This window comes from Embleya hyalina, assembly GCF_003967355.1.
In the GTDB taxonomy this organism is placed as follows: domain Bacteria; phylum Actinomycetota; class Actinomycetes; order Streptomycetales; family Streptomycetaceae; genus Embleya; species Embleya hyalina.
In genome coordinates, this window is sequence record NZ_BIFH01000016.1 from 561156 (window position 1) to 580113 (window position 18958).

Consider the following 18958-nt stretch of genomic DNA (forward strand, 5'->3'; position numbering starts at 1 on the left):
CTTGCCTACGCTCGTCCCATTACCACGCGACCTCACCTCGGGGGAACCCTCATGAGCATGCCGAATTACACCCAGGACCCGCTGGTGCGCCTCGACCGCCACCGGATCGAGTTCACCACCTACCCCGGCGACCACCACGCACTCGGTTTCGTCGCCACGCGCGCCAGGTGCTCGTGCGGTACCTGGGAGTCCAACCGCCCCTGGGCGCGCGCCGATCACCTGCGGGCGTTCGGGCGGCACATGGGCGACGTCCAGGTCATCGCGCACACCGTGCCCAGGGAGTACGAGCGCCTGGCCGTGGTGCCGTTGCGCTGCGTCGACGCCGAGCACGCCGCCGCCGTGGTCCGCGAGTGGCCGGAGCCACAGGACGCCGAACACGGCCTGTTCCGACGCGCGGAAACCGTCTACATCGCCTACCGGGACAGCGAGTTCCCCTGCTCCGTCGCGGTCTGGGCACACCTGCGCGGACACGTGAGCGACGTCTACGCCGGACGCATGTTGCGCGATGTGGCCTGACCCGGTTCCGCGTCCCGCGCCACGCCCGGCTCCGCGTCCGGCGGATAGGCTGCACGACATGCGTTGACGCCTGCCCGCGCCCCGGGCACCCCCGTGACTCCTTCGGACCCGCATGAAAACCGGATCTCACGAAGGAGACAACCGAAATGACCACGTCGACACCCCTCGACGTCCCCGATACGTTCGCCGCGGCGCACGACGGGACCGCCGACGGTCGAGCCTGGATCGCCGCGCTGCCGACCCTGGCCGCCGACGTCATGGACCGCTGGTCCCTGCGTCCGGACGGCCCCGTCGCCAACGGCATGGCCGCCGTCGTGCTCCCGGTGACCCGCGCCGACGGTACGCCCGCCGTACTGCGGTTCCAGCGGGTCGCCGAGGACAACGCCGGCGTCGTGCCCGGCCTGCGGGCCTGGCGGGGCGACGGCATCGTGCGCCTGCTCGACCACGACCCGGACACCGACGCCCAACTCCTCGAACGCCTCGACGCGACGCGCACGTTGGCGGCGCTGCCCGACGACACCGTCGCCACGCAGACCCTCGCCGAGCTGATGGCCCGCCTGGTCGCGGTGCCGGCACCGGCCGGGATGCGCCGACTGGCCGACATCGCCGCGGCCATGCTCGACGAGACACCCCGCGCGGTGGCGGCGCTGTCCGACCCGGCCGAACGCCGGCTCGTGCGCACCTGCGCGTCGGCCGTGGCCGAACTGATCGACGAACCCGGCGACCGTCTGCTGCACTGGGACCTGCACTACGACAACGTCCTGGCCGGCGAGCGCGAGCCCTGGCTGGCCATCGACCCCGAACCGCTGGCCGGCGACCCGGGATTCGACCTGTGGCCCGCGCTGGACAGCCGTTGGGCCGAGGTCGTCGCGACGGGCGACGTGACCCGCACGGTGTACCGCCGCTTCGACCGACTCACCGAGGTGGTCGGCCTGGATCGACAACGCGCCGCCGGCTGGACCCTCGGCCGGATCCTGCAGAACGCGCTGTGGGACGTCGAGGACGGCGGCACCGCCCTCGACCCCGCCCAGGTCGCGCTCGCCGAGGCCCTGCTGCGCCGCTAGTCCTTCGCGCGGAACGGGCCGTCCAGGGCCGCCCATTGCAGCAGCATGATGGTCTTGGCGTCGGCGATCCGGCCGTCCCGGATCATCGCCGACGCCTCGGTGAACGGCAGTTCCAGGGTGTCGATGTCCTCGCCCTCGGCGGCGATCCCGCCGCCGAGGGCGGTGGCCGTGCCGGGGCCGTAGGGGGCGGCGAAGAAGTGCACCCGCTCGGTGACCGAACCCGGGCTCATGTAGACGTCGAAGACGTGTTCGGGCGTACCGACCACGTGTCCGGTTTCCTCGGCCGCCTCGCGGCGGATGGCCTCCTCGGGGGCGTCGCCGTCGAGGAGGCCGGCGGCGGTCTCGATCAGGAAGCCGTCCGGGTGCTCGTTGACGTAGGCGGGCAGCCGGAACTGGCGGGTCAGCAGCACCGTGCGCCGCTCCGCGTCGTAGAGCAGGATCGTGGCACCGTCGCCCCGGTCGTAGTTCTCGCGCTGCTCGCGGCTCCAGTGACCGTCGGCATGTCGGTAGTCGAAGGTGGTCTTGCGCAGCACGTACCAGTCGCAGGACAACACCTCCACGTCGTGGATCCGCACCCTCGGGTTGCGGGTGAGGTCGCGGCCGTAGCGGTCGAGGCCGGTGCGACCGCGCCGGTCGGGGGTGTCGATGCCGTCGGTCATCGGGTGACCTTTCGTCTCGTGGAGGGGAGCGGAGCGGAGCGGAGTGGGATCGGGCGGGGGTGCGGGCCGGGGTGTCAGGATGCCGGCCCGGTCGCGGGAGGACCGCGGTGGCGTTCGGTGGCAGGGGGTTTGCCGGCCGTCTGTCTATAGTCGTTAGTGAGATGACTGACTCGGTGCAGAAGAAGAGCCGGAGCCGGGCCGACGGCAGGCCCGGCAAGCGGGAGCGGCTGGTCGCGGCGACCGCGCGGGTCGTGTATCGGCAGGGGGTCGAGCGGACCACACTCGCCGACATCGCCGCCGAGGCCGACGTGCCGGTGGGCAACGTCTACTACTACTTCCGGACCAAGGACCAACTCGTCGAGGCCGCCGTCGGCGACCACGAGCGGCGGCTGCGCGAGCTGATCGCGGCCCTGGCCGAACTGCCCACTCCGCGCGAGCGGTTGCGCGCCCTGGTCGAGGGCTGGGTGGGGGAGCGCGACCTCGCGGTGCGGTACGGGTGCCCGTTCGGCACGCTGGTGTCCGAGTTGGACAAGCGCGAGGACGAACCGGCTCGGCTCGCCGCCGACGTGATGCGGCTGCTGCTGGACTGGGCCGGGGAACAGTTCCGGGCGATGGGGCGCGGCGACGACGCGCGCGAATCGGCGATGGCCCTGGTCGGTGCGTACCAGGGCATGTCGTTGCTGACCAACACGCTCCGGGATCCGGAGATCATGGTCGTGCAGGGCGCGCGGCTGCTGGAGTGGATCGACGGATTGGCCGAGGGGTAGGGGGCGACGAAGAAAGTTTCGTCGGTCGTGTCGATCCGGCCGCCTCTCGTTCGTCGTCCTGGTGTGCGGCAGGCCGGCCGGCTGCCGGGCGGGACACCATCGGACAAGACGGGAGTCGGACCATGAAATACATGTTGTTGATCCACAGCGGGGCGGTCGACGCGGAGGGCGGGGCCCCCGAGTGCGGCGTCGAGGAGTGGATGGCCTACGACAAGGAGGTCAAGGACGCGGGCATCTTCGTGTCCGGGGAGTCGCTGGCGGACCTGGTGACCGCGACCACGGTGCGGGTCGGCGAGGCCGGTGAGCGGACCGTGACCGACGGGCCGTTCGCGGAGTCCCGGGAGGTGCTGGGCGGGTTCTACGTGATCGACGTGCCGGATCTGGACGTCGCGCTCGACTGGGCCGCGCGCTGTCCCGGGGCCCGGGGCAGCGGCGCGATGGTGGTCCGGCCGATCGCCGACTTCTCGGTCTGATCGCGATGGACGAGCGAGCCGCCGGCCCCGACGAACCCGCGCGAGCGGGCGTGGACGCCTCGGTGGAATCGGTGTTCCGCGAGGAACGGGGCCGGTTGCTTGCCTCCCTCTCGCGCCGCTTCGGTGATTTGGACCTGGCCGAGGAGGTCGCCTCGGAGGCGATCGAGGCGGCGCTGGTGCACTGGCCGGTCGACGGCGTGCCGTCGCGCCCCGGCGCCTGGTTGTTGACCACGGCCCGGCGGCGGGCGGTGGACCGGCTGCGTCGGGACCGGACCTACGCCGCACGGCTGGCCGTGTTGCAGGTGGAGGCGGACCGGGCCGATCCGGCGCCCGCGGCCGACGCCGACGGCGAGTTGCCCGACGAACGACTCCAGCTGTTCTTCACGTGCGCGCATCCCGCCCTGCCCGCCGAGGACCGCGGGGCGCTGACGCTGCGCTGCCTGGCCGGGCTGACCACACCCGAGGTGGCCCGCGCGTATCTGGTGCCGACCGCGACCATGGCCCAGCGGATCGTCCGGGCGAAGAAGAAGATCCGCGAGGCCCGCATCCCCTTCCGGGTGCCCGGCGTCGACGAGTTGCCGGCCCGATTGCCGGGCGTGCTCCAGGTGCTCTACTCGATCTTCACCGAGGGGTACGCGGCCAGCTCGGGGCCGACGTTGCAGCGGTCGGACCTCGCGGAGGAGGCGATCCGGCTGGCCCGGATCCTGCGCCGGCTGCTGCCCGCCGAACGGGAGCCGGCCGGGCTGCTCGGGCTGATGTTGCTGATCCACGCGCGCCGCGCGGCGCGGACCGACGCGGCCGGGGCGCTGGTGTTGTTGGCCGATCAGGACCGGGGGCGGTGGGACCGGGCGATGATCGAGGAGGGCCGGGAGCTGGTCCGGGTCGCGCTGACGGGTGGGCCGCCCGGCAGGTACGGGGTTCAGGCCGCGATCGCCGCGTTGCACGACGAGGCGGCGGATCTGACCACCACGGACTGGCCGCAGGTGGTGGCGCTGTACGACGTGTTGTTCGCGCTCACGCCGTCGCCGATCGTGGCGCTGAACCGGGCGGTGGCGGTGGCGATGCGGGACGGTCCGGAGGCGGGCCTGGTGCTGCTGGACGCGCTGGCCGACGAGCCGAGGTTGCGGGGGCATCATCCGTATCCGGCGGCGCGGGCGGAGTTGTTGTACCGGTGCGGGCGGTTCGCCGAGGCGGCGGTGGCCTATCGGGAGGCGTTGGAGCAGGTGGGTACGGATCCGGAACGGGCGCATTTGTCGCGGGGGCTGGCGGCGGCTTCGGCGGCGGCCGGGGCCGGGTCGGGTTCGAGTGCCGGTTCGGACTCGGATTCGGCGGCCGGTACGCGGGACGGGTGACGTTCGTCGGCGCGGCTCGGGCGGCCGGCGGCGGAGCCGGCGGGATCATGGAGGCGCGGTCGGGCTCGGCCGTCCCGGGCGGGTGTCGCCCCGGGGGTCGTGGCGAGGGGTGCGGGCGTGGAGGATCGGGCCGAGCGGCTTGCGCGGGTGGCACGGGGCTGGGACGAGGCCGCGGAGGGGTACGAGGCCTACTTCGTGCCCCGATTCGCGCCGTGGGTACGGGCGGCGGTGACCGCGGTCGGGTCGTTGCCGGACGGGCCGATCCTGGTGCCGTGTTGTGGCACCTTTCCCGAATTCGAACTGCTGACCGAGGACTTCGACGACCGGGAGATCGTCGGTCTCGACCTCTCCCCGGGCATGGTGCGACTGGCTCGGGAGCGGGTGGCCGGCCGGGCCGGGGTCACGGTCGTCGAGGGCGACGCCTCGACCCTGGACGCGCGGTGGACGGGCCGGTGCGCGGCGATCGTGTCGGTGTTCGGGCTCCAGCAGTTGCCCGAGCCGGACCACGCGCTCGATTCGTGGGTCGGGGCGCTGTGCCCGGGCGGACGGCTCGCGGTGGTCTTCTGGCCGGACGGGATCGAGGAGACCGGCCCGTTCGCGCTGCTCGGCGAGGTGGTCCGGGCCCGGACGCCGGCGTCCGACCGCTCCTGGGAGGGGCGTCTCCCGGCCGCGATCACCGGGCGGGGCGCGACGATCGAGCGGGACGTGGACCTGGTGTACCCGATGTCCCACCCGGACGCGGCGGCCTTCTTCGACGCGTTCACCCGCTCCGGTCCGCTGCGGGCGTCGACCCTGGCCCGGGGCGAGGCGTTCATGGCCGAACTGCGCGAGGAGTTCCTGCGTCGGGCCGTGGCGGGGGAGTGGCATCACGAGCCGCGCGCGCGGATGGTGGTGGCGCGTCGCTGAGCGGGCTTCGCGGCGGTGGGGCGACGGCGTCGCCCGGTCCTCGGTCAGGTGTCGGTGTCGCCGAGGAATTCCATGCCGTCGAGGACCGTCACCACGACGACGACCATGACGCCGCGCAGGACGCCGTATTCGATGAGCAGGGCCGGTGCCACCATCGCCTGGCGGGTGTCGTCGTCGGGGCCGATCGGAGCGGAGGCCTTGGTGTACGGGTCGCGCGCGAGTACCTGGAGGGCCTTGGTGAGCTGCGCGCGGCGCTCGGGCGGCAGCGAGTCGCGGACGGCGGCGGCCGTCTCCGTGTACTCCACGCGGTACGGGCCGCTCGGATGAGCCTTCACGGCGCTCCCCTCCCCTGGCGTTCCGGTCCTGAGGGGACGGTAGCCGCCGGCCGACGCGCTGACCAGATCGGGGCGGGGTCGGGTGGGCGGCTCCGGTCAGGCTTCGGGTGCCTCGGGGCGGTGCGGGCGGCTGCGGCGGCGGTACTGCTGGGCGCCCTTGCGGTCGCGGACGGCGAGGCCTCGGGCGCGGAGATCGTCCAGGGCCTGCTCCGCCGCACCGGGGCGTTTGTCGGTCAGGGCGCGCTTGCGGGTGCGCAGTAGGGCGTGCGCGGCTTCCTCCAGGTCGGGGGTGCCGTCGACCCAGGGGGTGAAGTCCGCCTCGCGCGGGTCGGTCGTACCGCGCCAGGGATATTCGAAGCGGGCGAAGGCGTCGCGCAGGTGTTCGGTGGACAGGTCGCCGGCGCGGACCCGGATCAGTTCCCGCTCGGCGGCGTCCAGGGCGACCAGGTCCCGGCCGTCGGTGAACACGGCGGCGATCCGGTCCCGACGCACCAGGAGGCCGGCGCCGTCCACGTGGATCGTGATGTCTTCGGCCGTCACCGTCACGACCGGGCTCTCCCGGTGTGCGACGACCGCCATCCAGGCGCCGATCCCGGCGCCGAGCAGGGTCAGGGCCGGTACCGCCCACGCGGTCGGCAGGCGCGCGGCCAGACGCAGTGGGGCGGGGGCCGAGCCGGTCAGGTCCAACAGGGCGCGTACCAGCGGGCCCACCCCGAACCCCGCGCCGAAGCCGAGCAGGGCGGTGCCGACGCCGATCAGCCACAGCCACACCTGGGGCATCCGGATCGTGACGGCTTGTTCGTCGACCGCTGTCGCGTCCATGGTCTTACTTCGTCTCGCTTTCTCGTGGGTCGCCGGTCGGGTCGGGACTCGGCTCCGGGGCCAGGTAGCGGGCCACGGTGCGGCGCAGGGCCGGTATCGCGTCGCGGTCGGGGTGGGCGCCCAGGTAGACCGCGTCGACCAGGTTCCGGATCCAGGTCGCCGTCTCGGCCGGGTCGAGCGCGGGGTCGACGGTGCCGTCGACGATGCCGCGGGTGATCAGGCCGACCAGGCCCTCCTGGACCACGGCTTCGGTTCGGGTGATCACCTCGACCAGTTCGGGATCCCGGTCGATCTGGCGCAGCAGTTCGACGAGGATCCCGGCCGCGTGCGGGTCCCGGGCGTCGGCGGCGAGGTCGGTGGCCAGGTCGACGATCGCCGCCGCGGGGTGGGCGGCGCCCGCGTGGCGATCCACCAGCGTGCGCGAGAGGGGCAGATCGCGTTCGAAGACGGCCCGGAAGACGGCGCGCTTGTCGGGGTAGTAGTAGAAGACGCTCGCCGCGCTCATCCCGGCGGCCCGGGCGATGTCGGCCACGGTGGTCGCCTCGAACCCCTGCTCCGCGAAGCGCGCGGCGGCGGCGACGGCGATCGTTTCGCGGCGTCGGGCGACCCGCTCGGGGTCCGTGGTGCGGGCCACGGGATCGCCGCCTTTCCATGACTGATCGGTCAGTCAGAGAATAGCATCGATGGCGCTTTCGGCGTCGTTGCTCGCCGTGTCGTCACCCGCGTCGAGCCCGCGTTCGAGCCCGCGTTCGGGCTCGGGTTCGGGATCGGTCTCGGGTTCGGCGTCTGCGAGGTAGTCCTCGTAGACGCCGATCTTGTAGCCGATCAGGTCCATGCACTGGTGCAGTTGGGCGATCTGGCCGGCGATTCGGGTCTTGTGCTCGCGGAGGATGGCCAGGCGTTCGCGTTCGGTGCCTTCGCCCGCCCGGGCCAGTTCGGTGTAGTGGCGGATGGCCGGGATGGGCATGCCGGAGCCGCGCAGGACGATGCACATGTTCAGCCAGGCGATGTCGTGTTCGGCGTACCGGCGGCGTCCGCCCGGGCCGCGCCGGACCGGGTTGGCCAGGATGCCCTCGCGTTCGTAGAAGCGCAGGGTGTCGATGGTCAGGCCGGTACGGGCGGCGACCTCGCCGATGCTCAGGTCGCCCGGGGGGTCCGGGGCGTCGTCGCCCGCGTGCTCGGCCGGCCGGTGGTCCGCGGGGCTGTTGTCGGGGTTCTGCGTCACGCGCCCCAGGATGGGGCTTGACCTGGAGTCGGGTCCAGCTCATAGATTGCCGGGCACCGGAGCGGGCCTCGCGCCGGCCCGCCGAGGGGCGGGTCGGGCCGTACGAGTGTGCCCGCCACCGGGTATCACCGGCAGTCGGGGGACCCCGGCCGGGAGCCCAGGAACAAGGAGCACGACCATGCGATACCGCCCGCTCGGCCGCACCGGGATGCACGTCAGCGTGCAGGCGCTCGGCACGATGATGTTCGGCGCGGTGGGCAACCCCGATCACGACGACTGCGTCCGGATCGTGCACGCCGCGCTGGACCGGGGCATCAACTTCGTGGACACGGCCGACATGTACTCGGCCGGCGAGAGCGAGGAGATCGTCGGCAAGGCGCTGCGCGGTCGCCGGGACGACGTGGTGCTGGCCACCAAGGGGCACTTTCCGATGGGGGAGGGGGTCAACCGCGGCGGCAACTCGCGGCGTTGGATCCTGACCGCGGTCGAGGACAGCCTGCGTCGGCTCGGGACGGATCGCATCGACCTGTACCAGATCCACCGCCCGGACGACTCGACCGACATCGAGGAGACCCTGGCCGTGCTGACCGATCTGGTCCGCCAGGGCAAGATCCGGGCGTTCGGCTGCTCGACGTTCCCCGCCGAGGACGTGGTCGAGGCGTATCACGTGGCGGAGCGGCGCGGCCTGTACCGGTTCCGGACCGAGCAGCCGCCGTATTCGATCCTGGCCCGGGGCGTCGAGGCGTCGCTGCTCCCGGTGTGCGAGCGGTTGGGCATGGGCGTGCTGACCTGGGGCCCGCTCGCCTCCGGGTTCCTCACCGGCCGCCATCGCAAGGACACGCCGATCGACCTGACCTCGGGCCGGGCCCGGCTCAATCCCGGGCGGTTCGATCCGACCCTGCCGGTGAACGTCACCAAACTCGACATCGTCGAGCGACTGGTCGAGCTGGCCGAGGAGATCGGCTGCACGCTGCCGGAGCTGGCGATGGCGTTCCCGACCGCGCACCCGGCGGTCACCTCGGTCGTCATCGGGCCGCGCACCATGGAGCAGGCGATGGCGGCGATCAAGGGCGCCTCGCTGGTCCTGGACGACGCGACGCTGGACCGGATCGACGAGATCGTGCCGCCGGGGACGAACGTCTACCACCCGGACGGCGCGTGGACCCATCCGGCGGTGGCCCGCAGTGCGCTGCGGCGGCGGGCGGTGGGGGAGCGGGCGGCGGGGTGACGGTGCCTCGGTCCGGGCCGGCGGTGTCGGCCCGGTATCCGTGCCGTCGGTGCGCGATCCCGCGATCCTCGCTCATGCGTCCCGGTGCCGAACCCGCTCTCCTCGGGAACTTCCCGGTCGTCCCGCCCGACTGACTCCCCGGGTCCGCCTTCGCGGGCCACCTGACGGTACTTCCGGGGAGCGAATCTGTGCGGGCGAGCAAGGTGTGCGGCGTGGCCGCGGTGGTGGCGTTGTTCGCGGCGGGGTGTGGTGGTGACTCCGACAAGACGGCCGAGGTCGGATCGGGTGCGTCGGCATCGGCGGCACGGTCTGGCGACGCCGGGTCGGCCGGCTTCCCGGTGAAGGTGACCGACTGTGCCGGGGCCGAGACGACGTTCACCGCGGCGCCGAGGAAGGTGGTCACCAGCAACGCGTCCAGCCTGGAGATGTTGTTCTGGCTCGGCGCGGGGGATCGAGTGGTGGGTACCGGTTTCCCGCCCGGCAAGGGCACCATGCCGGCACCGTTCGCGGCGCAGGCCGAACGGGTCGAGGTGCTCGGCGACATGGTCATTCCGAAGGAGCGACTGCTCGCCTCGGGCGCCGACTTGTACATCGACACCTTCGCCGACATGAGCGGCATGGGGGCGATGGGCGCCGGGCCGTCGCCGAAGGAGTTCGCGGCGGCCGGGATCAAGCACATCTACCTCAAGTCCACCGCGTGTGCGAGCAAACGTCCGGGCGCGCAGGAGGATCTGGCCGAGGTCGAGGCCGACATCAGGCAACTGGGCGCGGTCACCGGGACTTCGCCCCGGGCGGAGGAGCTGGTCGCGGGCATGCGACGGACCGTCGGCACGGTCCGCGACGCGCTCGCCGGCGTGCCGCGGGATCGGCGGCCGACGTACTTCTTCTTCGACTTCGACGCCGGGACCAAGCAGCCGATTGCGGTCTGTGGCAAGCAGGTCGCCAACGCGGTGATCACCCAGGCGGGCGCGCGCAACGTATTCGCCGACTGCGTGGGTGACTTCAAGCCGGTGTCCTGGGAGGAGGTGGTCGGGAAGAACCCGGACTGGATCCAACTCGGCGTGCGGGACAAGGGCAGCGCGGAGGCCAACGCGAAGGCGTTCGACGAGGCGGAGCGTTTCCTGCGCACGTTCGACGCGACGAAGGGGCTGCCGGCGGTCCGGGACGGGAAGTTCGTCCGGGTCGGGTCGGAGCGGACCACGATCGCCGGGGTGCGGAACGCGGACACGGTGCGGGAGATCGCGGGCCGGATTCACCCGGATCTGGTCAAGCCCGGGACGGGGGCCGCGCCCGGGGCGGGGTCCGCGGCCTCGGCTTCCGCCTCCGCGCCGGCCGCGGGGTAGGCGCGGGTGCGTTCGGTGTCCGAGCCGCGGATTCGTCGCCGGGCGGGTGAGGGTGTCGTCGCGACGGGATCCGCCGCGTCCGCCGGCGGCCGTACGGGTGGTCCGGCCGGCGCGACGCGTACGGCCCGTACGGCGTGGGTCGTCGCGGTGCTGGCGGTGTTGCTGGTGGTCGCGTTGACCTCGGCGGTGTCCTTCGGGTCGGTGGACATCCCGATCGGCGAGGTGTGGTCGGTGGTCGGGCGGCGGTTGCGGGGCGAGCCGCCGGAGGCCGGTACGCGGGACCTGATCGTGTGGCAACTCCGGCTGCCGCGCGCCCTGCTGGCCGCCGTGGTGGGCGCGGGGCTGGGCCTGGTCGGCACCGCCGTGCAGGCCCTGGTGCGCAATCCGTTGGCCGATCCGTACCTGCTCGGCATCTCCTCCGGCGCCTCGCTGGGCGCGATCGCGGTGATCGTGCTCGGGGCGGGCACGGGCGGTGTGCTCGGCTGGGGCCTGTCCGCCTCGGCCTTCGCCGGCGCGCTGGCGGCCTTCGCGCTGGTGTGGGCGCTGGCCCGGCGCGGCGGCGGATTCTCCCCGCTGCGCCTGGTGCTGGCCGGGATCGGGGTGGGCCAGTTCCTGTCCGGGTTCACCAGCTTCCTGGTCCTGCAGGCGGGCGACGAACAGCAGACGCGCGGCGTGCTGTTCTGGCTGATGGGCAGTCTGAGCGGCGCCCAGTGGGACCAGTTGGCGCTGCCGACGACCGCCGTCGTGCTCGGCCTGCTCGTGCTCCAGGCCCGCGCCCGTGCGCTGAACGCGCTCCTGATGGGGGACGAGACGGCCGCCGGGCTCGGTGTGGACGTGGCCCGGCTGCGGCGCGAACTGTTCGCGGTGACCAGTGTGTTGACCGGGGTGCTGGTCTCGGTGTCGGGGGCGATCGGCTTCGTGGGGCTGATGGTCCCGCACGTGTGCCGGTTGTTGATCGGCGGTGACCACCGTCGATTGTTGCCGGTGTCCGCGCTGTTCGGCGCGGTGCTGCTGGTCGCGGTCGACACCCTGGCCCGGACCGCGGTGAGCACCCAGGAGTTGCCGATCGGCGTGGTCACGGCCGTGATCGGCGCACCGGTGCTGCTGCTCCTGCTCGATCGACGGTTGGAGACCCGATGAGCGGTGAGGCGACGGCCGACGACACGATGCGGATCACCGTCGAGAATCTGCGGGTCGCGCTGGCGGGGCGGGACATCCTGGCCGGCGTCGAACTGATCGCCGCCGCCGGGGAGATCACCGGTCTGGTCGGACCCAACGGCAGCGGCAAGTCCACCCTGCTGCGCACGGTCTACCGCCACCTGAAGCCGCAGGGCGGCCGAGTCCTGCTGGGTGAGCGCGACCTGCGGTCGATGACCCCGGCCGCGGCGGCCCGACACGTGGCGGCACTGCCGCAGGAGCGGGAGAGCGACTTCGAGTTCACGGTGCGCGAGGTGGTCGCGATGGGACGCACCCCGTACCAGAAGGCGTTCGCGGGCGACAGCGCCGCCGACCGCGCGGCGGTACTGATCGCGCTGGTGCAGACCGGCGTGGAGGAGCACCAGGGCCGCCGCTTCGCCACGCTGTCCGGCGGCGAACGCCAACGGGTGCTACTGGCCCGGGCGTTGGCCCAGGAGCCGGACGTCCTGGTCCTGGACGAACCGACCAACCACCTGGACGTGCGCCATCAGGTCGAACTCCTCACCCTCCTCCGGGCCCAGGACCGCACGACGCTGATCGCCCTGCACGACCTCAACGCGGCGGCCTCGGTCTGCGACCGCCTGCACGTGCTCCACGAGGGCCGGGTCCGCGCGTCGGGCACCCCGAGGGAGGTGCTGACCCCGGCCCTGCTGGCCGAGGTCTTCGGCATCAGGGCGGCCGTCCTGGATCACCCCTTGACGGGCGACCTCCTGATCGCGGTGGACCACCGGACCACGGCCGCGGCGGAGGTGCCGGCGGTCGAGTCATCCGGCCTGCGCCGGTGATGCCGGGGTGGGGGTGATGTGCAGGTGGGCCGGGCCGTTGACCAGCAGGGAGGGGACCGGGGGCGGGGGGAGGTCCGGGTGGGACAGGGCCAGGTGGGGAAGGCGGTCGAACAGCGTGGTCAGGGCCACTTCGGCTTCCAGGCGGGCCAGGTGGGCGCCCAGGCAGTAGTGCGGGCCGTGACCGAAGGCCAGGTGGGATTTGTCGGCGCGGGTGGGGTCGAAGGTGTCGGGAGCGTTCGGGTGCACGGCGGGATCCCGGCCGGCGGCGGCGAAGCCGATGATGATCGGGTCGCCCCGACGGATGGTGACGCCCTCGCCCAGGTCGATGTCCTCGATCGCGTAGCGCATGGGGAGGAACATGACCGGGCCGTTGTGGCGCAGGGTTTCCTCGATGACGTCGTCCCAGTCGATGGTCCTCGCCCGGAGCCGGTCCAGGTGTTCGGGGTGGGAGAGCAGGGCGTACAGGGCGCTGGTGATCAGGTTCACCGAGGTTTCGTAGCCGGCGCCGAGCATGAGGAAGAGCGAGTCGAGCAGTTCCTGGCGAACGGGTGGGGTCGTGCCGGTGGTGGCGCTCCCGTGCTCCGTTGTGGCCAGGAGGTCGGTGATCACGTCGAGGCCGGGGTTTTGTTGCTTGTAGTCCAGCAACTCGTTCAATCCGGCCTGGAGTTCGACCTGATGGGCGATCGCCGTGGCGGCGTCGGCCGCGGTGTCCAGGATCGCGTCGATCGCGGCACCGAGGGTGCGGCGCATGGTGTCGGGCACGCCCAGCAGGTCGCAGATGACCGTCATGGTCAACGGCAGGGACAACGTGCCGCGGATGTCGACGCTCTCCCCGGGCGGGACCGCGGCGATGGCGTCGACCAGACGATCCGCGGTCGCCTGGACCTGTGGGCGCATACGTTGCACGCGGCGCGGCGCGAACGCTGGGGCGACATGGGCGCGTCGGCGGCGATGGTCCTCGCCGTATCTGTTGACGAAGCCCTGCTGGAGCGCGACCGGGGCGAGTGGCCATCCGGCGGGTACGTCGACCAGTCCGGGCCAGTGTCGACGGAAGTCGCGGGAGACGCGGGGGTCGAGCGTCAGCGCCTGGATGACGCCGTGCCGGGTGATGGCCCAGGCGTTCACGCCGCTCGGGAGTTCGATCATCACGGCCGGGCCTCGCGCGCGCAGCGCGGCGGCCTGCGCGTGTGCGGCGTGGGCGGTGGGGTCGAGAACGGGGCATCGTTGAACGGGCTCTGCCGACATGCCTGGCTCCCTTCGCGGGGAACATCCGGGATCACCGCCGGGCCGAGCGGCACTTGGTGAAGCGGAGTTCGCGACGCGGAGTTCGCCAAGCACACCGAATCCCCCCGGCGGTGCGTTCCCCTCTCTTCTACGCCTCGTGGCGAGGTATGACAACCGCGCCGAGGCATCGAATCGGCGCGCGGCCGGCGGGCGGGGGTGGCCGGGAATCAGGTGAGGGTCGGGATCGCCCCGCCGTCGGTGTGGGTGAGGGTGATGCCCGGTAGGGAGCGGGACCAGCGGTCGGTCCACTTGGCGAGGTCGGTGGCGATGGGCGGGTCGGCGCCGAGGCCGATGGCGTAGCGGGTGCCGGCGTCGAAGGGGCGGGGCCAGGCGTGGGCGTCCCGGATGCCGGCCTCCTCGAGGAGTTTGAGCAATGAGCGGACGCGGCCCCGGAGCCGGCCGGTGGTCGCCGCGAACTCGTCGGGGGAGCAGGGCAGTACGGTCAGGACGAGCCAGGCCGCGTGACGGCGGTGCAGCGGAGGCGGTTCGGTCGCCTCGGACCAGGGGTCGATGCCGTCGGACTCCGCGGCGGTCAGGATCTCCCAGGCGCGGTACAGCTCGTCGGTCAGGAGGTCGTGGCCGCCGGGGGACACCTGTTCGGTGCAGGAGCGCACCGGGTGACTCGGTGTCAGGATCGACATCGGTGCCTCGGTGGTGGTGGTCGGTTCGGGGTGGGTGCCGCGGTGGGAGAGGGTCACCGGGGTGTGCCAGTCCCACGCGGCCCAGCCGGCGAAGAAGTCTCGGAGCAGGTCGTCCGGGGTGGCGTCGGGGGCGGCGTCGACGGTGGTTCGGGCGGCGAGTATCGACCAGGCCACGCCCGGGAGTCCGCCGAAGGGGGCCGAGTCCAGGCCGCGTGCGTGCGCCCAGGCCTTGACCCGGCGGGACAGTACGGCGAACCCGGCGTGCGCCGCGCCGACCGCGCTCAGGATCGCGTCGGCGTCGGTGACCGCGCTCAGGGCGACGGCGGCGGGTTCGGCGAGTTCGGCCCGGCGGTCCACCGCGTCGGCGGGCGGGATTCGTCCGGTGCCGACCAGTACGAGGTCGGTGGTCGTGTCGCCGACGCTCAGGCGCAGTCCGGGTACGCGGGCGCCGACCACGGGACGGATGCCGCCGGCCTCGGGCAGGGCGGTGGCGACCCGGGCCGCCACCTCGCCGAGGTCGATGGTGCCGGGCAGGGCCAGTACGAGGTCCAGGTCCGCGTCGGGGGCGGCGCAGCCCATCCGCCGGGAGCCGACCACGGACACGACGCCCTCGTCCAACGCCCCGGCGATGCGCCGAGCGATCCGCCGTGCGCGCGCGTCCCGTTCCGGATCCGTGGGGAGGGACGACCCATGGGTGTCGGCCCTGTTTTCCGGTAGCCACCTCAGGGTTCCCGTGCCCAGGGTCAGGACGGCCCTGGGTCGCATGGGCTCGTCGCCTCGGCGGGAGAGGAGGACCAGGGTGTCGACCCGGGCGGACGTCGGGTTCAGGCGGGCCGCGCACGCGGCCGCCGTTCGCCGGGGGTCGTCGCTGCGGCCCAGGGTCAGGTGCGGGGTGTAGGGCCTGCCGTGCGCGTGGCAGTTGGGGAAGTGGCGGGCGAAGGTCCGGTGCAGATGGGCCCACGCGCCCTCGACGGCCGCCGCCGGGTCCAGCCAGACGGTGGCGTCCTCGCGGTGGCCGAAGGTGTGTACGCCGGACAACTCCGCGACGAACGGCGCGATGTGCTCCGCCGCGGTGGTGAGCAGCGGGGCGGCGCGGGCGAAGGCGGCCTCCGGGACGAAGCCGAAGAGGATGTTGACGTGCGGTGGCCAGCGGTCCACCTGCGGGTCGTGGGCGCGGCGCAGAGCCTGGAGGTCCGGCCACAGGTGCTCGGGGGGCAACCAGGCCAGTGCGGTGCGCGCGGTCGGGGCCGCGTCGAGGACGGCGGAGCGGGTGTCGGCGCCGGTCACGAGGTCGGCCTGGACGCCGAAGTGGTCGGAGATGTACAGGCCGTCGGGGTCGGGCTCGTCGCCGCGGAGCACCGCCGTTTCGGTGCGCCAGGTGCCCGCGCGGAGCAGGACGCGGTCCAGACGTGCGGCGCGGCCGGTGCGCGAGCCGATCGCCGCGAGCGGGTTGGCGCCCGGGTCGAAGGTGGGCGTGTGGTCGTCGGGGCCGTGTACCTGCGTCCACGCGTCGGTGAGTCCGAGCGCGGCGGCGGGTCCGGTCGGGCCCGCGGTGCCGTCGTTGAAGTCGCCGACCACGACCAGGTCGTCCGGTACGCCCGCGAACCCGTCGGCGAGCGCGGCGAGTTCGATGCGGCGGCGACCGGGGCCGTCCTGGGCGTGGTCGCTGGTCAGATGGGTGACGGCGACGACCAGCGGTGCGACGCCGGTGTCCGCGGTGATCGCGGCCACGGCCTTGAACGGGCCCAGTATGTGCCGCCCGGCCTCGCGCACCGGCAGTCGGCTGAGCAGTACCAGTCCGCTGTCGGCGATGTCCCGGCCGGCGGGATCGGTGTCCATCGTGTACGCCGCGCGCAGCCACGGTTCGGCGGTGAGCAGCGCGATCAGGTCGGGTTCGACCTCCTGGAGCGCGATGACGTCGGCGTCGGCCGCCGCCAGCGCGGTGAGCAGGCGCGGTCGGCGGCGTGCGGTGTCGATGCGGTCGGCGTCGTAGCGGTCCCAGAGCGTGTTCCAGGTCAGTACGCGGATTCGCGCGGTGGCCGCGGAGTTGCCGGTCCGGGCGGCGGCGGATGTCGTCGTGGGTGCGGGCGCGGGCAGCCAGCGCCCCGAGGCCGGGTCGAAGGCGTACGGTTCGCGTGCGGTGAAGAAGGGGGCGCGCAGGCGGCGCGGGTCGTGTGCGCGGCCGACGGTGCAGGTGTCGATCCGGTCCACGCGTTCGGCCCGATCCCACACCACCTCGCCGTCCGCCTCGATCCGCAACACCCGATGCCACGGGATGTCCCCGCCCGGGACGAACGCGGGCAGCGCGATGCGTTTCGGCTCGGCGCCGCGCCGGCTGACCGCGAGCACGAAGCGGGCCGGGTCGAATCGGGGATCCCAGCGCACCCGGTGGTAGATCTCCTCGCTGGTACGCATCACGCGTCCTCCGCGTCCAGGGAGCCGGCGACGTCGTCGACGGTGCCGCCCGCACCGATGTACCGGGTCCGGCTCGCCTGTCCGGGGTAGGGCGGGGCGAACCGGCGTCCCTGCGCGGCGAGTACGGCCGGCGGGATCGGATGTTCGCGCGTGGCGTTGCGAGCGGTCAGCTCGTCCTCGCCGACCAGCACGATCGTGTGTGTGGTCAGCGCGTTGCGGCGGCGCGCGATGGCGGACACCGAGGCCCGTTGCGGGCCGGTGAGCGAGGTGGCGTCCCAGACCACCGTACCCCCGGCGGCGAGCGCGGCGTCGAGGCGATCCAGACCCTCGCGCAACACGTCGCCGTTGGTCCGCTGGTCGGCCCGGGCACCGCGGGCCTCGCGCAGGTCGTCGAGGGCGATGTGGGCGGCGACGTCGGGGAGTCGGCGGGCGTAGGTGCTCTTGCCGCTGCCCGAGCGGCCGATCAGGTGGACCAGCCGGGGGAAGTCCCCGGACCAGTGCCGGCGGGTCGCCTCGGGCGGCATGGCCCAGCCCTTGGCGTGGGCGTCGCGCAGTTCGGCCCAGCACCGGTCGGCCACGTCCGGCGGCAGGTCGGCGAACGCGGCGCGGGCCCGGGCACGCACCGGCGCCAGGGGGGCCTCGTCGGTGAGGCCGGCGTCGGCGGCGAGCAGGGCCGACCACTCGACCCGCTCGTGTTCCGCGGCGGCGTCCTCCGCGGTGGTGTCGGGATCGGTCCGGGCGGCCGCCACGGCGCCGGCGACCGCGTGCAGTACGCCCAGGTCGGCGGCGACCGCCAACCGGGCCAGCCCGCGCGGGCGTTCGTCGTCCGGGAACGGGCGGCGCAGCAGGGCCTGGAGGCCGACCAGGTCGGCGATCCGGCGGGCCGCGGGCATGCCGAGCGCCGACGCCGATTCGGCGGCGAGCGCGGCGCGGGGCTCGGAGTGCAGGGCGGCGGCCAGGACGCCGGCCAGTCGGGCGTCGCCGGAGCGGCCCAGGACGTCGATGCGGGCGCAGGCGTCGGCCGCCGATTCGACGGTGCCGGCGGTGGGTTCGTCCCGTCCCAGCAGGTGGAGCAGGGCCGGGAGGTCGGGCTCGGCGCCGGAACGGACGTCCCACAGCGCGGCGTTCGGGCCGAGGCCGTTGGGGGTCACGGCGGCGTGCATCCAGTGCGTGTCGGTCTGTACGTGGCCGCGGCGCACCCACTTGGCCACCCGGAGGCCGAACTCCGCGCGGGGGAAGGTCTCGACGGAGCGTACGACGAAGCCCTCCTGTCGCGCGGGGTCGAGCCGGATCGCGCGCAACGCGCGTTCGTCGAAGACGCCGCGCCACAACACCGGCGGCACGGGTATGCCCAGGCGGCGGAGGAAGCGCGTGCTCTCGTCCCAGTCGAGGCAGTCGTCGCCGGCCCAGACCGAGAAGCCGTAGAACCAACTCGCCAGTGTGTCGTAGCCGATCGAGTGGCGCGCGTACATGTTCTCCCCGCACACCCGCCACCCGGCCGGGATCCGGGCGCCGATCCGGCCCTGGAGTCCCTTGACCCAGGTACGTGAGGGGTGGTGTCGCGAGTCGAGCGAGCGCGCGTGCAGCCCGTCGGAATAGAGCGTGGTGTTCTCGCCGTCGAGCTTCTCGGTGACCACGACCTCGAGGCCGCGGAGCGCGGACAGATCGCCCGACCGGATGTCGTCGGCGCCGGCGCCCGGGGACCAGGGGACATGGGGGGTGCGCGGATAGTGCGTACGCATGTCCTCTCCCGCTCCCGATCCTCCGCGTCCGATCCGGCCCCGAGCGTCGCGGGAGCCTCGGTCACTGTAGGAGGCGGGGTGGTGCGGGGCCATCGAATTTCGGCCGGGTTCGGGGCGCGGCGCGGCGCGCGGTGCCGGGTCGTGGGGTGGAGCCGTGACGGGTGACGCGCGAAGGCGGGGGTGCTTCGCGCGCCGTCGTGGGCG

The 18958-nt window shown here is 73.3% G+C and carries 18 protein-coding genes; 10 read left to right on the forward strand and 8 right to left on the reverse strand.

Translation table 11 applies throughout. The features are described from left to right. Positions 1-51 precede the first annotated feature (51 nt). Both EMA17_RS13115 and EMA17_RS13120 read left to right on the forward strand, forming a co-directional pair. Entirely contained in the window at positions 52-516 is a 465-nt protein-coding gene (locus EMA17_RS13115) for a hypothetical protein (RefSeq protein ID WP_126637102.1), read from the forward strand. Between the two features lie 146 nt (positions 517-662). Then, positions 663-1580 (forward strand): aminoglycoside phosphotransferase family protein, encoded by a 918-nt coding sequence (locus EMA17_RS13120; RefSeq protein WP_126637103.1) that lies wholly within the window; start codon positions 663-665, stop codon positions 1578-1580. Here the strand turns inward: EMA17_RS13120 and EMA17_RS13125 are convergent. Beyond that, complete coding sequence (locus tag EMA17_RS13125; RefSeq protein WP_126637104.1) at positions 1577-2239, reverse strand: NUDIX domain-containing protein; 663 nt, start codon at positions 2237-2239, stop codon at positions 1577-1579. The genes EMA17_RS13120 and EMA17_RS13125 overlap by 4 nt on opposite strands. Positions 2240-2400: 161 nt before the next feature. On the opposite strand from EMA17_RS13125, the gene EMA17_RS13130 reads away from it, so the two are divergent. From EMA17_RS13130 to EMA17_RS13145, 4 genes are all read left to right on the forward strand, one after another. Beyond that, entirely contained in the window at positions 2401-3006 is a 606-nt protein-coding gene (locus EMA17_RS13130) for a TetR/AcrR family transcriptional regulator (RefSeq protein ID WP_126637105.1), read from the forward strand. 122 nt (positions 3007-3128) lie between these two features. Beyond that, positions 3129-3479, forward strand: coding sequence for a YciI family protein (locus tag EMA17_RS13135; RefSeq protein WP_126637106.1), 351 nt, complete (start codon positions 3129-3131; stop codon positions 3477-3479). A 5-nt stretch (positions 3480-3484) separates the two neighbouring features. Beyond that, a complete protein-coding gene (locus tag EMA17_RS13140) occupies positions 3485-4831 on the forward strand; it encodes an RNA polymerase sigma factor (protein WP_126637107.1) in 1347 nt (448 codons plus the stop codon). Positions 4832-4948: 117 nt separating this feature from the next. Continuing rightward, positions 4949-5737 carry a class I SAM-dependent methyltransferase gene (locus EMA17_RS13145; RefSeq protein ID WP_126637108.1) on the forward strand — a complete coding sequence of 263 codons (789 nt, stop codon included), beginning with the start codon at positions 4949-4951 and terminating at the stop codon, positions 5735-5737. Between the two features lie 44 nt (positions 5738-5781). Here the strand turns inward: EMA17_RS13145 and EMA17_RS13150 are convergent, their stop codons facing one another. The 4 genes from EMA17_RS13150 to EMA17_RS13165 all read right to left on the reverse strand — a co-directional run bounded on the left by EMA17_RS13150 (position 5782) and on the right by EMA17_RS13165 (position 8119). After that, on the reverse strand, positions 5782-6072 hold the full coding sequence (locus tag EMA17_RS13150) for a type II toxin-antitoxin system RelE family toxin (protein ID WP_126637109.1): 291 nt from the start codon (positions 6070-6072) through the stop codon (positions 5782-5784). 96 nt (positions 6073-6168) lie between these two features. Further along, positions 6169-6894, reverse strand: coding sequence for a YqeB family protein (locus tag EMA17_RS13155; protein ID WP_246126628.1), 726 nt, complete (start codon positions 6892-6894; stop codon positions 6169-6171). Between the two features lie 4 nt (positions 6895-6898). Then, entirely contained in the window at positions 6899-7528 is a 630-nt protein-coding gene (locus tag EMA17_RS13160) for a TetR/AcrR family transcriptional regulator (protein ID WP_126637110.1), read from the reverse strand. Between the two features lie 33 nt (positions 7529-7561). Further along, positions 7562-8119 carry a MerR family transcriptional regulator gene (locus EMA17_RS13165; RefSeq protein ID WP_246126629.1) on the reverse strand — a complete coding sequence of 186 codons (558 nt, stop codon included), beginning with the start codon at positions 8117-8119 and terminating at the stop codon, positions 7562-7564. A 178-nt stretch (positions 8120-8297) separates the two neighbouring features. Between EMA17_RS13165 and EMA17_RS13170 the strand changes: the two genes are divergently transcribed. The 4 genes from EMA17_RS13170 (at position 8298) to EMA17_RS13185 (ending at position 12672) form a co-directional block, all read left to right on the forward strand. After that, a complete protein-coding gene (locus EMA17_RS13170; protein ID WP_126637111.1) occupies positions 8298-9347 on the forward strand; it encodes an aldo/keto reductase in 1050 nt (349 codons plus the stop codon). A gap of 203 nt (positions 9348-9550) precedes the next feature. Then, positions 9551-10690 carry an ABC transporter substrate-binding protein gene (locus EMA17_RS13175; RefSeq protein WP_126637221.1) on the forward strand — a complete coding sequence of 380 codons (1140 nt, stop codon included), beginning with the start codon at positions 9551-9553 and terminating at the stop codon, positions 10688-10690. Positions 10691-10837: 147 nt separating this feature from the next. Further along, the gene (locus EMA17_RS13180; protein WP_126637220.1) at positions 10838-11830 is read left to right on the forward strand and encodes a FecCD family ABC transporter permease; all 993 of its coding nucleotides are present in this window, start codon (positions 10838-10840) and stop codon (positions 11828-11830) included. Between the two features lie 26 nt (positions 11831-11856). After that, positions 11857-12672 (forward strand): ABC transporter ATP-binding protein, encoded by an 816-nt coding sequence (locus EMA17_RS13185; RefSeq protein ID WP_126637222.1) that lies wholly within the window; start codon positions 11857-11859, stop codon positions 12670-12672. Here the strand turns inward: EMA17_RS13185 and EMA17_RS13190 are convergent. From EMA17_RS13190 to EMA17_RS13200, 3 genes are all read right to left on the reverse strand, one after another. After that, positions 12652-13917 (reverse strand): cytochrome P450 family protein, encoded by a 1266-nt coding sequence (locus tag EMA17_RS13190; RefSeq protein WP_126637112.1) that lies wholly within the window; start codon positions 13915-13917, stop codon positions 12652-12654. The two genes, EMA17_RS13185 and EMA17_RS13190, sit on opposite strands and share 21 nt — an antisense overlap. Positions 13918-14123: 206 nt before the next feature. Then, positions 14124-17012: a poly(A) polymerase gene (locus EMA17_RS13195; RefSeq protein ID WP_126637113.1), complete on the reverse strand. Its 2889-nt coding sequence runs from the start codon at positions 17010-17012 to the stop codon at positions 14124-14126. Beyond that, the gene (locus EMA17_RS13200) at positions 17012-18754 is read right to left on the reverse strand and encodes an RNA ligase family protein (RefSeq protein WP_126637114.1); all 1743 of its coding nucleotides are present in this window, start codon (positions 18752-18754) and stop codon (positions 17012-17014) included. Before EMA17_RS13200 ends, EMA17_RS13195 begins: the two co-directional genes overlap by 1 nt. Positions 18755-18958 lie beyond the last annotated feature (204 nt).